The organism is Mycobacterium sp. E342 (assembly GCF_001667665.1).
GTDB lineage: Bacteria > Actinomycetota > Actinomycetes > Mycobacteriales > Mycobacteriaceae > Mycobacterium.
Genome location: NZ_LZJM01000210.1, coordinates 26,169 through 39,024 on the forward strand (window position 1 = coordinate 26,169; position 12,856 = coordinate 39,024).

15 protein-coding genes are annotated in these 12,856 nt (G+C 68.8%); 6 read left to right on the top strand and 9 right to left on the bottom strand.

Annotated features, from left to right (window positions below; genetic code table 11):
* Positions 1-3 precede the first annotated feature (3 nt).
* A complete protein-coding gene (locus A5692_RS15940) occupies positions 4-1,314 on the bottom strand; it encodes an ROK family protein (protein WP_068057514.1) in 1,311 nt (436 codons plus the stop codon).
* Between the two features lie 176 nt (positions 1,315-1,490).
* Between A5692_RS15940 and A5692_RS15945 the strand changes: the two genes are divergently transcribed.
* Entirely contained in the window at positions 1,491-2,240 is a 750-nt protein-coding gene (locus A5692_RS15945; protein WP_068057516.1) for an SDR family NAD(P)-dependent oxidoreductase, read from the top strand.
* Here A5692_RS15945 and A5692_RS15950 read toward each other — a convergent pair.
* Both A5692_RS15950 and A5692_RS15955 read right to left on the bottom strand, forming a co-directional pair.
* Positions 2,224-3,585, bottom strand: coding sequence for an Ig-like domain-containing protein (locus A5692_RS15950; RefSeq protein WP_197514481.1), 1,362 nt, complete (start codon positions 3,583-3,585; stop codon positions 2,224-2,226). The genes A5692_RS15945 and A5692_RS15950 overlap by 17 nt on opposite strands.
* A 33-nt stretch (positions 3,586-3,618) precedes the next feature.
* Positions 3,619-4,725 (bottom strand): UDP-N-acetylmuramate dehydrogenase, encoded by a 1,107-nt coding sequence (locus A5692_RS15955; RefSeq protein ID WP_068057520.1) that lies wholly within the window; start codon positions 4,723-4,725, stop codon positions 3,619-3,621.
* Positions 4,726-4,751: 26 nt separating this feature from the next.
* Between A5692_RS15955 and A5692_RS15960 the strand changes: the two genes are divergently transcribed.
* Genes A5692_RS15960 through A5692_RS15970 form a run of 3 tightly spaced genes read left to right on the top strand, consistent with a single transcriptional unit; the run spans position 4,752 to position 7,165 of the window.
* The gene (locus tag A5692_RS15960; protein WP_068057522.1) at positions 4,752-5,276 is read left to right on the top strand and encodes a DUF2505 domain-containing protein; all 525 of its coding nucleotides are present in this window, start codon (positions 4,752-4,754) and stop codon (positions 5,274-5,276) included.
* A 24-nt stretch (positions 5,277-5,300) separates the two neighbouring features.
* A complete protein-coding gene (locus A5692_RS15965) occupies positions 5,301-6,131 on the top strand; it encodes a carbon-nitrogen hydrolase family protein (RefSeq protein ID WP_068057524.1) in 831 nt (276 codons plus the stop codon).
* Positions 6,128-7,165: a DUF2993 domain-containing protein gene (locus A5692_RS15970; protein ID WP_068057528.1), complete on the top strand. Its 1,038-nt coding sequence runs from the start codon at positions 6,128-6,130 to the stop codon at positions 7,163-7,165. The genes A5692_RS15965 and A5692_RS15970 overlap by 4 nt, the downstream gene beginning before the upstream one ends.
* A gap of 82 nt (positions 7,166-7,247) precedes the next feature.
* On the opposite strand, the gene deoC is transcribed toward A5692_RS15970, so the two are convergent.
* The 6 genes from deoC to A5692_RS16000 form a co-directional block, all read right to left on the bottom strand.
* The gene (deoC, locus tag A5692_RS15975) at positions 7,248-7,925 is read right to left on the bottom strand and encodes a deoxyribose-phosphate aldolase (protein ID WP_156766108.1); all 678 of its coding nucleotides are present in this window, start codon (positions 7,923-7,925) and stop codon (positions 7,248-7,250) included.
* Entirely contained in the window at positions 7,925-8,341 is a 417-nt protein-coding gene (locus A5692_RS15980) for a DUF2599 domain-containing protein (protein WP_068057531.1), read from the bottom strand. The genes deoC and A5692_RS15980 overlap by 1 nt, the downstream gene beginning before the upstream one ends.
* A gap of 4 nt (positions 8,342-8,345) precedes the next feature.
* The gene (locus tag A5692_RS15985; protein ID WP_067920761.1) at positions 8,346-8,633 is read right to left on the bottom strand and encodes a DUF2516 family protein; all 288 of its coding nucleotides are present in this window, start codon (positions 8,631-8,633) and stop codon (positions 8,346-8,348) included.
* A 78-nt stretch (positions 8,634-8,711) separates the two neighbouring features.
* Positions 8,712-9,317, bottom strand: coding sequence for a heparin-binding hemagglutinin (locus A5692_RS15990; RefSeq protein WP_068057533.1), 606 nt, complete (start codon positions 9,315-9,317; stop codon positions 8,712-8,714).
* Positions 9,318-9,472: 155 nt separating this feature from the next.
* Positions 9,473-9,895 carry a helix-turn-helix transcriptional regulator gene (locus A5692_RS15995; protein ID WP_068057535.1) on the bottom strand — a complete coding sequence of 141 codons (423 nt, stop codon included), beginning with the start codon at positions 9,893-9,895 and terminating at the stop codon, positions 9,473-9,475.
* An 83-nt stretch (positions 9,896-9,978) separates the two neighbouring features.
* Entirely contained in the window at positions 9,979-11,361 is a 1,383-nt protein-coding gene (locus A5692_RS16000; protein ID WP_156766109.1) for a DUF445 domain-containing protein, read from the bottom strand.
* A 133-nt stretch (positions 11,362-11,494) separates the two neighbouring features.
* Between A5692_RS16000 and A5692_RS16005 the strand changes: the two genes are divergently transcribed.
* Positions 11,495-12,214, top strand: a complete 720-nt coding sequence (locus tag A5692_RS16005) for a TetR/AcrR family transcriptional regulator (RefSeq protein ID WP_068057539.1) — start codon at positions 11,495-11,497, stop codon at positions 12,212-12,214.
* A 192-nt stretch (positions 12,215-12,406) separates the two neighbouring features.
* Positions 12,407-12,856 (top strand): class I SAM-dependent methyltransferase (locus A5692_RS16010; protein ID WP_156766110.1); only part of this gene is annotated, 450 nt, incomplete at its 3' end.

Sequence of the window (12,856 nt, forward strand, 5' to 3'; positions counted from 1 at the left end):
GCGCTAAGCGGACGGCTCGTCGGCGGCGACGTCGCGCAGCCGACCCCCGGCCCGCCGCATCGCGCCGAGCGGGTCGGCGTACAGGCCGCCCAGCGATACGGTGCCCGCGCCGGCCTCCTGCACCCGGTTGCCGAAGACGGTGACGCGGATGTCGCGCGGTGGCAATACCGAGCGTTCGGCGAACGCCGCCTCCACGTGCTCCATCGCCTCGGGGTACTCGGTGAAGGCCTGGCCGCCGACCACCAGTTCGTCGGGGTTGAGCATGTCGCGCAGCAACGCCACCGCCTCCCCGAGCACCCGGCCGCGCTCGTTCAGCAGCTCCTTGGCCTGCTCGTTGCCGGCCCGGGCCACCCGCAGCAGGTCGGCGACGCCTGCGGCCGGGGCGTTGGCGCGGCCCGCGGGGGCAAACGGCAGGACCCGCAGCCGGCGCGCGGCGGCGAGCACCGCCTCGTCGCTGACCGTGGACTCCAGCTGGCCGGCGCCGCCGAGCAGCTCTGAGTGGGCCGGCAAGGTGGCAATGGTGCCGGGGCCGCTGGCCGGGCAGTGCACCCGTCCGCCGATCACCAGCGCATAGCCCACGGTTTCGCGGGCGTAGACGTAGAGACTGGTCGGCGAGCTGGGCAGGAATCGCCGCATGCCGAGCAGGAGCTCGGCACCGGCCATGGCGTCGACGTGCGAGGCCACCGAGACGGGCAGTCCCAGCGCGTCGGCCAGGACCTGGCCGACCGGCGCCTGCCGCCAACCCAGCCGCGGGTGGTCGACGTGCCCGGTGGCGCTGTCGACGGTGCCGCCGATGGCGACGCCAACCCAGAGCGGGCGGCGCCGATGCCAACGCCGCAGGTAGCGGGCGGCGCTGTCGGCCAGCGACGCCAGCGCGGGCCCGGCGGGACTGAGCGGTGTCGGTGTCTCGACGGTGTCGAGCGTGCGACCGAACAGGTCGGTGGCCACGATGCTGGTGGTGCGCGCGCCGATGTGGATGCCCAACGTCACGAACGGTTCGTGGTTGACCTCGACCGGCACGCGGGGGCGGCCGATCGCGCCGGAGACGGCCAAGTCGGCGCGTTCGCGCAGCAAACCGGCGTCGAGCAACGCGATGACTTGGCGGTTGACCGTCGCAATGCTCAGCGAGGTGACGCCGGCGATGACGTCACGCCCGACGGGACCGCGCAGCCGGACGGCCCGGAACACTGAGGCGGCCGCGGAGTCGGGGATGTGCAGTGCCGGCGGCAGGATCTGACGGCGTACCGTCCGGTGCCCCTTGAAGCCGGCGCGGCTGGGCGAATGATGAGTCTGGGTAAGGGTATTCGAGCGCACGAGCGTCCTTTGTCCGATTTTTGTTGGCCGTCACTGGCCACACCTGAAAAGTCAGGAGCGGCAAAGTGCGCGACAACAACACGCACCCGCCGCGCAAAGACACGCGGTGGTGGTGGTGCTGGACAGGGCGCTGAGGTGCACCCAAAAAATTTAGCACGCTCACTAAGGTTGTTTCTATGGTTGGAAATGTCAGGAATGAGCGGGTCGCGGTAGTCACGGGAGCCAGCTCCGGTATCGGCGAGGCGACGGCCCACACCCTTGCTGCGCAGGGCTTTCACGTGGTCGCGGTGGCGCGCCGGGCGGACCGGATCAACGCCCTGGCCAGGGAGATCGGCGGGACGGCGATTGTGGCCGACGTCACAGACGACGCGGCGGTCGCTTCGCTGGCCGACGAGTTGGCCCGGGTCGACGTGCTGGTCAACAACGCGGGCGGCGCCCGCGGGCTGGCACCGGTCGCCGACGCCGACCTCGAGCACTGGCGGTGGATGTGGGAGACCAACGTGATGGGCACGCTGCGGGTCACCCGCGCCCTGCTGCCCAAGCTCATCGATTCCGGCGACGGCCTGATCGTCACGGTGACTTCCGTTGCGGCACTTGAGGTTTATGACGGCGGCGCCGGATACACCGCGGCCAAACATGGCCAGGGAGCGCTGCACCGCACGCTGCGGGGCGAGCTGCTGGGCAAGCCGGTGCGACTGACCGAGATCGCGCCGGGCGCCGTCGAGACCGAGTTTTCCCTGGTTCGCTTCGACGGCAATCAACAGCGCGCCGACGCCGTCTACACCGGCATCACCCCGCTGGTCGCCGAGGACGTCGCCGAGGTGATCGGCTTCGTGGCCTCCCGGCCGCCCCACGTCGACCTCGACCTGATCGTCATGAAGCCGCGCGATCAGGCGTCGGCCACCCGCTTTAACCGCCGGGGCTAGTGCTCGTAGTCGTGGTCGTCGGCGTGCCCGACAGGCTCGGAGCGGTCGACGGGGTGACCGGCGCGGTGACCGGGATCTGCGTCGACGGCGGACGCGTGGTGGGCGGCGGCAGCGCCGACATGGCGACCCAGGTGTCCCAGTCGACCGCCCAGTCCCAGATGTCGCCGTCGGAGTAGGACAGCTGGATCGAGCTTCCGGTCACCTCCACCGGGTCGCCGTACATCGCCGACTGGTAGTACTGCTCCGCGTCGCCGGTCGACAGGTTGATGCAGCCGTTGGTGACGTTGGTGTTGCCCTGCGCCCCCGCGCTCGCCGGGTTGGCGTGGATGAACTCGCCGTTGTTGGAGATCCGCACCGCCCACCGTTCGTGCACGTGGCTGTAGCCGGCCGCGGGGTTGGACATGTAGAAGTCCGCGTACTTCTCGGTGACCACGTGGATGCCGTTGCGGGTGACGTTGCGCGCCTTGTCGGCCTCGCCGTAGCTGCACGGGAAGTCCATGATGACGCCCTCGTCCCTGACCACCTGGATGCGGTGCGACGAAACCTCGGCCTTGACCACCTGCCGGCGCCCGATCTGGATGTTCAGCGAGATGTCCTCGGCCCCGTACGCGCTGTCGCCGAACGGTAGGCCGTACAACTTGGCGTCGACGTTGACGGTGGCGCCCGCGGGGTAGTACTCGCGGGTGCGGTAGTGCACCCGGGCGCCCGCCGCCTCGTCGGGCAGCCAGGCCCAGCTGCCCTCGACGGGTGGGTTCGTGGTCACGGTCAGCGCCTTCTCGACGGCGGCCTTGTCGGTGATCGGCGCGTCGAACTGGATGATGATCGGCGCCGCCACCCCGACGGTCTGCCCGTCGGCCAGCTGGAACGCCCCGCTGATCTTCTTGCTGGGCGACACCGTGGTGAATTTGCCCGCAACCGGGATGGCCTTGCCGTCGTGGCCGACCGCCGACCCGCTCCAGGTGTAGGTCGAGTCGTAGCCCAGCGGCTCGGTGATCGTGTACACCGTGCGGTCGGAGTTGAACTTGCCCGCCACGGCCTTACCCGCGGAATTCGTCAGCGCCACGTGCTGGAACCAGCCGTCGCTGATCTGGACGCTGATCGGCGCGATCGGCACCACGTTCTCGGTCGCGTCGGCCGGCTGGAACTTCAGCTGCGGCGCGGGCTGTTCCTTCTTCTCGGCCTGCTTGGCCGTGGTGCCGCCGCAAGCGGCCAATAGGCTCGGGGCGAAGACTCCTAATCCGAGGGTCGCCAAGGCCACGCGCCGGTTGATCGGCGGCGGGGTCTGTGACGTGCTCACGAAAGTCAAAGATACCGGGCTAAATCCATGAACTCCGCCGCGACAAATCGGGGTCGGGGCGGTCGTGGGAAAGATTCCGAGCTACAGCCTGCAGCCGAGCAGGACCGGCTCGGGTTTCAGTGTGACACCAAACACATCGTGAACGCCGTCGCGGACGGCGCGGGCCAGCGCGATCACGTCCTCGGTGGTGGCGCCGCCGCGGTTGGTCAGCGCCAGTGCGTGCTTGGTGGACAACCGGCATCGGGCCGCCGGGTCGTCGGGATAGCCCTTGGCGAAGCCGGCCCGCTCCACCAGCCATCCGGCGGCCAGCTTGACGCCGTCCGGTGCCGGGTAGTGCGGGACCGGTCCGTCCACGCTGCGGGCCAGCCGCTCGTACACCTCGGGTGCGACCACCGGGTTGGTGAAGAACGAGCCGACGCTCCAGGTGTCGTGATCGCCCGCGTCGAGCACCATGCCTTTGCGGCCCCGCAGCGTGAGCACCGCCCGCCGGACCGCCCGGGGGTCGGCACGTTCACCGCCGCCGACCCCTAGTGCGGCCGCGAGTTCGCCGTAGCGCAGCGGCGCACTGCGACCCGAGGCGTCCAGCGCGAACTCGACTTCCAGTACCAGCCAAGGCATTTCGAACCCGGAGTGACCGGCCCGCTTGAAAACGCTGGTGCGGTAGCCGAAGCCGAGCTCGGCGCCGGGCACCCAGCGGACCTCCCCGGTGCGACGATCGAGTATCCGCACCCGGGTGATGGTGTCGGAGACCTCGGCGCCGTATGCGCCGACGTTCTGCACCGGGGTCGCCCCGGCCGAACCGGGGATCCCGGACAGGCATTCCAGGCCACCCAGACCGTGCTCGATGGCGCTGACCACGACGTCGTCCCACACCGCTCCGGCCTCCGCGCGGACCAGGTTTCCGTCGACGGCGATGCCGCTGTTGGCCAGCCGCACCGCGGTGAGGCCGGTCAGGGTGTCGGCGATCACCAGGTTGGAGCCGCCGGCGAACACCAGCACCGGGCCACGTTCTCCCGCATGGCTTTCGGCGTCCAGCTCCCGCACCACGTCGAGCACCTGCCGGGTGCTGGTGCAGGTGATCAGGCGGCGCGCCACCGGCCCGATCCGCAACGTCGTCAGCGGCGCGAGCGGCACCGCCTCGGCGACATGCGCGCCGGCGAATGTCGAACCGGCATCGCTGGATTTCATGGCCCGTAACGGTAGCCTCACCTGCTATGCCGCGTTCATTCGACTTGTCGGCCGACTACGACGGCAGCGTCGAAGAGGTGCACCGGGCCTTCACCGACGAGACCTATTGGCGGGCACGGTTGGCCGGATCCGGTGTGGACCTGGCCACGCTGGAGTCGATGCGGGTCGGCGGCGAAACCGGGGACGACGACACCGTCGAGGTCGTGACCATCCAGGTGATCCACAGCCACAACCTGCCGGGGATGGTCACGCAATTGCACAGCGGCGATCTGCGCATCCGTCGCGAGGAGACGTGGGGACCGGTCGCCGACGGCGCGGCGCGGGGCTCCGTGGTCGGCGCGATACTCGACGCCCCTGTGCATCTCACCGGCGCCGCCACGCTGTCGCCGATCCAGGAGACCGGCGGCGCGCGGCTGAGCTTCCGGGCCACCGTCCAGGTACGCGTGCCGATCATCGGCGGCAAGCTGGAGAACATCATCGGCACCCGGCTGGCCGAGCTGGTGGCCGCCGAACAACGGTTCACCACCGAGTGGATCGCCGGAATGGCGTGACCTCCCAGGCCTAAGCTGGCGCCCATGCGAATCGCGTTGGCGCAAATCTCCAGCGGCACCGATCCGGTCGAGAACCTCCAGCTGGTGCGCGAGTACAGCGGCCGGGCCGCCGACGCGGGCGCGGACTTGGTGGTGTTTCCGGAGGCGGCCATGTGCCGGTTCGGTGTTCCGTTGGCGCCGATCGCCGAGCCGCTCGACGGCCCATGGGCGACGGGGGTGCGGCGCACCGCGACCGACTGCGGGATCACGGTGATCGCCGGCATGTTCACCCCGGCCGGGGACGGCCGGGTGAAGAACACGCTGATCGCGGCCGGGCCCGGCAGTCCCAACGAGCCGGACACCCACTACGACAAAATCCACCTTTACGACGCGTTCGGGTTCACCGAGTCGCGCACCGTCGCGCCCGGGCGCGAGCCGGTGGTGATCACGGTCGCCGGCGTCCGGGTGGGGTTGAGCGTCTGTTACGACATCCGCTTCCCGGCGCTGTACACCGAGCTGGCCCGGCGGGGCGCCCAGCTGATCGTCGTATGCGCGTCCTGGGGCGCGGGCCCGGGCAAGCTCGACCAGTGGACGTTGCTGGCGCGGGCGCGCGCGCTGGACTCGATGACGTACGTCGCGGCCGCAGGCCAGGCCGACCCGGGCGCCTCGCTGACCGACTCGGGCGCGCCCACGGGGGTGGGCGGCAGTCTGGTTGCCTCCCCATTCGGCGAAGTCGTCGCGTCGGCCGGTTCCGGGCCGGAGTTGGTGGTGGCCGACATCGACGTCGACCGGGTGGCGAAGGCCCGCGAGAGCATCGCGGTGCTGCGCAACCACTCAGATTTCGCTCAGCTGGATAGGGCAGAATCGGTCGGGTGACGAACCCGCAAGGACCACCGAACGACCCGTCGACGTGGGGCCGTCCCGGCAACCAGGGCCCCTTCGGCCACCCCCCCACCGAGCGCCCGACCGAGCGGATCAACACGGGCGGCCCCACCGCGCCGCCGCCGCCGGCCGCCGGTCCGCCGCCGGGTCAGACCGAGCGGCTGGGTACACCCCCGCCGAACATGCAGCGGCCCGATTACCCGCCGCCACCCCCACCGACCCCGCCCGCGGGCCCGACGGAGAAGCTGGCCACGCCTGGTGGGGAACCCACACCGGGGAAGAGGAAGCGCCGCTTCCTGCGCGACCCGCTCTCGGTCGTGCTGGTCTGCATCATCGTGGTCTGCCTGGTGATCGCCGGGCTGGTCGGCGCCGAGCTGTACGTCCGCCACGTCGCCAACAGCAAGGTCGCCGAGGCAGTCGCCTGCGAGGTCAAGGACCAGGCCACCGCGTCGTTCGGGGTGGCGCCGCTGATGCTGTGGCAGCAGCTCACCAAGCACTACACCAACATCTCGGTGACGACGGCGGGCAATCAGGTGCGCGACGCCAAGGGCATGAAGATCGACATCAACATCCGCAACGTCCAGCTCAAGAACACCGCGGACTCCAAGGGCACGATCGGATCGCTCGACGCGAACGTCACGTGGACGTCGGACGGGATCAAGGAATCCGTCCAGAACGCGATTCCGGTGCTCGGCCCGTTCGTGACCAACACGGTGACCACGCATCCCAACGACGGCACCATCGAGCTGAAGGGCATGCTGGACAACCTCACCACCAAGCCGGTGGTGTCGGGCACCGGCCTGCAGCTGCAGATCGTGAGCTTCAACGCGCTCGGGTTCACCATGCCCAAGGAGTCGGTGCAGTCGACGCTGGACGACTTCACGTCGCAGTTCACCAAGAACTACCCGCTGGGCATCCACGCGGACAGCGTCCAGGTGACCTCGACCGGTGTGACCAGTCACTTCTCGACGCAGAACGCCAGCATCCCCACCGGCAACAACAACGACCCCTGCTTCGCCAACCTCTGACGGTCTAGCCGTCCGGCAACGATGCGCGCCCGCACGGCGCGCTGTGGGGGTACCGCCCGCTTGCGGGGGAGCGCCGGACAATTCAGCCCAGCCCGTCGAGCACCGCCCTGGTGCCGGACAGGCCCAGCCGGGTGGCGCCCGCGTCCAGCATCGCCAGTGCGGCGGCGGCGTCGCGGATGCCGCCGCTGGCCTTGACACCCAGCCGGCCGCCGACGGTCTGGCTCATCACGGCGACCGCGCGCACCGAGGCGCCGCCCGCGGGATGGAAACCGGTCGAGGTCTTGACGAAGTCGGCGCCGGCATCCTCGGCCGCGCGGCACACCCGGACCAGCGTGCCCTCGTCCGTCCCGGACAACAGCACCGCCGACTCCACGATCACCTTGAGCACGGCGCCGGGGACGGCGGCGCGCACGGCCGCGATATCGACCCGTACGGCGCCGATGTTCCCGGCCAGCGCGGCGCCGATGTCGATGACCATGTCGACCTCGGCGGCGCCGGATGCCACGGCCTGTTCGGCCTCGTGCGCCTTGACCGCCGAGGTGTGCTTGCCCGACGGGAAACCCGCCACGCTGGCCACGGGTACACCTCCCCCGGCTCGCACGGCGACGGGCACCATCGACGGCGAGACGCACACGGCGTAGACACCCAATTCGGCGGCCTCGGCGACCAGGGCGACCACGTCCGCCTCCGTGGCCTCGGGCTTGAGCAGGGTGTGGTCGACCATGGCCGCCAACTGCGCCCGGGTGGGTTTGCTCGCCACTAGAACCTTTCTTCGGGTCCGCCCGGGTTGCATCCGGAGGCCACCATTTCGGCATCGTCGACGACGGGTCGCCACGGCTCCAGGTTCCAGCTGGCCTTGCCGGGCTCCGCCACCTCGGCGAACTGCCAGTGACAGATGAACTGTGCGCGCATGCCGGGGGTGTCGGCATTCGGCGACAGCGCCAGCACCTCGCCCCACGCCGCATCTGCGAGGGCGGCATCGCCGGGCTGCTGCCTGGCGGCCTGCCGGCCCGACGGTGTCGGGAAGACCCGCAGGCTGCTCAGGCCGTGCCACTGCCCCCACTCAATGTGGTCGATGAACGGCGGCGACACCGTGACCGGGTCCGCCGCCCCGGTACCCGCCGGGCCCCACAGCGCGACGAGCACCGCCGCCGGCGCCGCCAGCAGGGCTTTCATCCCGCTAGCGCGACTTACCTTGAATTTCCAGGAGCTTCGGCCGCACGTCGACCAGATAGACGCCCGCCGCGCAGGCGGCGATGGCCATCCCGAGTACCCCGAAAACAAAACTCAGGATGGATGTCAGCGCGACAGCCCCACCGAGGATCACCAGCCACACCGGCTTGGTCAGCTTGTCGGCGGCGGTGTAAGCGTCGGGCCGCTGCAGCGCGGCATGCACGAACGCGTATACCGCCGTGACCAAGACGGCGATCTGCAAGACCAGCATGACGGTACCCACGAGGTGGCTCACGCCTTAAGGGTATGCGGGCGCCATCGGAAACGTCGACTCAGAGTTGCCCGAAGGACAACTCCGAGTCGACCGCTCGACTTACTTCTGGGTGACCTTCTTGGCGGCGGCCTTCTTGGCCGGAGCCTTCTTGGCCGGAGCCTTCTTGGTGGGCGCCTTCTTCGCGACGGCCTTCTGTGCCTTCTGGGCGGTCTCGTCGGACTTCTTGGGCAGCTCGATGCCGACCAGCTTGGCCGCGCGCTCACCGACGGCGCGGGTCTGCGATGCGACGGTGCCCAGCGCCTCCTGCGTCAGCTCGACGGCCTGGTCCACGTAGCCCTCGGCGCGGGCGGAGGCGTCGTCCAGACCCGTCTGGGTGCGCAGCCGCTGCAGGGCGGCCTCGCCCCGCTCGACCAGCTCGTTGTAGCGATTGGTCGCCGCGTCCAGGTAGCCCTCGGCCGCCTTGCGCAGTTCCTCGCTGGTGAACCGCTCGCGAAGCTCGCCGAGCTGCTCGGGCAGGTCCTCCTGCAACTTGGTCAGGCGAGCGCGGCTCTCCTCCACCCGGGTGCGGGTGTCCGCGCGGGTCTCTTCAGCGCGGTCACGCAGGTTGGCGATCAATTCGTTGACCGTCGCCAGAGCCAGGTCTGCCGCACCGAGGGCCGCCAGCAAGGGAGCTCGCAGGTCCTCGATATTCGTGTTGTCCGCCATGGTTTTTCCTTTCATGGTTTTCCGTTATCGGCGTTCTTGGTGTTTTCTTTGGTGTTGTTGTGGGAGCCAGGCGAGCGTCTGTTTCTGCGCCGGCGACCGCCGGATCCTCGCTTCTGGGTAACCCGGGCGGCGGGTGGTTAATACGTCGCCACCCGCTAGCCGTTTGGTTCGGCCGGACACTCCTCGCTGGTCGGTTCGCTGGATTCGTTTTGGTGGGTGAACGATGTGTAGATGTCGAGCAGAACCTGCTTTTGCCGCTCGGTGATCGCGGTATCGGTGATGATGGCGTCGCGTACCTGGTTCTTGTCGCTGGGCTCGAGGATGCCGGCCCGCACGTAGAGCACCTCGGCGGAAACCCGCAGCGCCTTCGCGATCTGGTTGAGCACGTCGGCGGACGGCTTGCGCAATCCACGCTCCACCTGGCTCAGGTAGGGATTGCTGACGCCGGACTTTTCGGCGAGTTGGCGCACCGAAACCTGCGCGAGTTCGCGCTGGCTCCGGATGAAACTACCGATGTCCGATGCCATGTCGGAGGCGGCGTTGGACACCTTGGCGGAGAGCTTCTCCTCAGGCGCCATTGCGTGCTCCTGGCTCGGACGATCGATCGTGACGCCCACAGACTACTACAAGTGCTTGCTATTGCAAGCACTTGTTAGCACTACTAGAAAAGTAGCTGCGCGACGGCGTAGATCACCAGCCCCGCCAGCGAGCCCACCACGGTGCCGTTGATCCGGATGAACTGCAGGTCACGGCCCACGTGGAGCTCGATACGCCGGCTGGCCTCCTCGGCGTCCCAGCGCTCGATGGTGTCGGTGATGATCGCGGTGATCTCAACCCCGTATTGCGAAACCAGGTGCTGGGCCGCGCGCACGATCCAGTTGTCCACCTTGTCGCGCAGGTCGGCGTCGTCGCGCAGCGACTCCCCGATGCGGACGACCGTGTCGGCGATGCGGGTGCGCAGCGTGCTGGACGGGTCATCCACGCCCTCGAGCACCAGCCGTTTCAGCGTCTTCCAGGCGGTCGCGGCGGCGTTGGCGATCTCGTCGCGCGCCATCAGCTGTTCCTTGATCGCATCCGCGCGCGCGATGGTCTCCGCGTCGTTTTGCAGGTCGTCGGCGAATTCGAACAGGAACCGGGTGGCCGATCGGCGCAGCTCGTGATCCGGATTCCGACGCACCTTGTCGGTGAAGTCCATCAGCTCACGGTGAATGCGGTCGCCGACCAGGTGGTCGACGAACCGCGGCGACCACGTCGGCGAGTCGCGCTCGACCACCCGCTGGATGACCTCGCCGGCGTTGAGCGACCACTGGAAGGCGCGATCGGCCAGCAACTGGATCAACGCCTCCTGGCGATTCTCGGCCAGCAGGGTCGCCAACACCCGTCCGACCGGCGGCCCCCACTGCGGTTCGGCGATGCGGCGCACGATCATGCGGTCGATGACCTGCTGGACGTCGTCGTCACGGAGCAGTTCGACCAGCACCCGCAGCACGGTCGCCGTCTCGCCGGCCACCCGCTGGGCGTGCGCGGTCTCCGACAGCCACTTGCCGAGCCGTCCGGGCACCTGGGCGTCTCGCAGCTTGGTCTCCACCACCGGCGCCGACAGGAAGTTCTCCCGGACGAACGTGCCCAGGCCCTCGCCCAGCTGATCCTTCTTGCGCTTGATGATCGCCGTGTGCGGGATGGGGATGCCCAGGGGATGCCTGAAGAGCGCCGTCACCGCGAACCAGTCGGCGAGCGCGCCCACCATCCCGGCCTCGGCGGCGGCTCCGACGTAGCCGACCCAGGCGCCCAGGTGGGCGTGGGCCTCGGCCCACCGGCAGGCGAGGAACAGCACGCTGGCGCCGATCAGGAAGCTCAGCGCCACCGCCTTCATCCGGCGCAGCGCCACCCGGCGCTCCGCGTCGGCCTGCGGGTCGGCGCCGGCGAAGGACTCGGCGAGCGACGGGTGAGAGCGCCCGGTTCCGGTCGGCGGCGGCGTCGAGTCCGGCCCCGCCGCACGCGGGCCCGGCGCTACACCTCGAGGCGAGGCTCTGTGTACCACCACTCCATCATTCATCGTCCCGGCCGATTAGTGTGACCGCACTGTTCACAGCGGCTGCGCCGGCGCGCGGCCGAAGCCCCAAACAGGCGCGCACACCGTAGTATCGAAGCGTCTAGTGAATGGGAAATCGGCGACAGTGGCAGAGCGAACGTTGGCTGCGGCGGCCAAGACGGATGGTCGCAAGCGGCGCTGGCACCAACACAAGGTGGAGCGCCGCAACGAGTTGGTAGACGGCACGATCGACGCCATTCGGCGGCACGGCGGCGCATTGAGCATGGACGAGATCGCCGCGGAGATCGGCGTCTCCAAGACGGTCCTGTATCGCTATTTCGTCGACAAGAACGACCTGACGACCGCCGTGATGATGCGGTTCACCCAAACCACCCTGATTCCCAACATGGCCGCGGCGCTGACGTCGAACCTGGACGGCTTCGACCTGACCCGCGAGGTGATCCGGGTGTATGTCGAAACCGTCGCGAACGAGCCCGAGCCGTATCGCTTCGTGATGTCCAACAGCTCCGCCAGCAAGAGCAAGGTGATCGCGGACTCCGAGCGGATCATCGCCCGCATGCTCGCTGTGCTGATGCGCCGCCGCATGCAACAGGCGGGGATGGACACCGGTGGGGCGGAGCCGTGGGCCTACCTGATCGTCGGCGGCGTGCAGCTGGCCACTCACTCGTGGATGTCCTCCCCGCGCATTAGCCGCGACGAGTTGATCGACTACCTGACGATGCTGAGCTGGAACGCGCTCAAGGGCATCGTCGAGGTCGGCGGATCGCTGGAGAAGTTCCGCGCAGAGCCCCATCCGTCGCCGATCGTGCCGCCCCGCGAGCATGCGGACCGGTCCCCGAACTAGCGGGGTCGCGACACAGCGCAGCCGGCCCTTTTTGTCAATCCGGCTCGCCTCGTGTGACGCTGTGACCCGCTAGGGAGGACGACTCGCATCGCCGCAGCGACTAACATGCAGGGGATGCATCGGGGGTGACGCAGGGTGGCGTCGTGCTGGCCGGCGATCCCTGCCTCCGCATAACGAAAGGCTCTTCTCGACATGTCCGTGCAGCTCACGCCGCATTTTGGAAACGTGCAAGCCCACTACGACTTGTCCGACGACTTCTTCCGCTTGTTCCTGGACCCGACCCAGACGTACAGCTGCGCCTACTTCGAGCGCGACGACATGACCCTGGAAGAGGCGCAGCTGGCCAAGATCGATCTGGCGCTGGGCAAGTTGAAGCTCGAGCCGGGGATGACGCTGCTCGACATCGGCTGCGGCTGGGGCGGGGCGATGAAGCGGGCCGTGGAGAAATTTGACGTCAATGTCATCGGAATCACGCTGAGCCGCAACCAGTTTGAATACAGCAAGGCGAAGCTGGCTGGATTGGGCACGAACCGCACCGTCGAGGTGCGGCTGCAGGGCTGGGAAGAGTTCGAGGACAAGGTCGACCGAATTGTCACCATCGGCGCCTTCGAGGCTTTCAAGATGGAGCGGTACGCCGCGTTC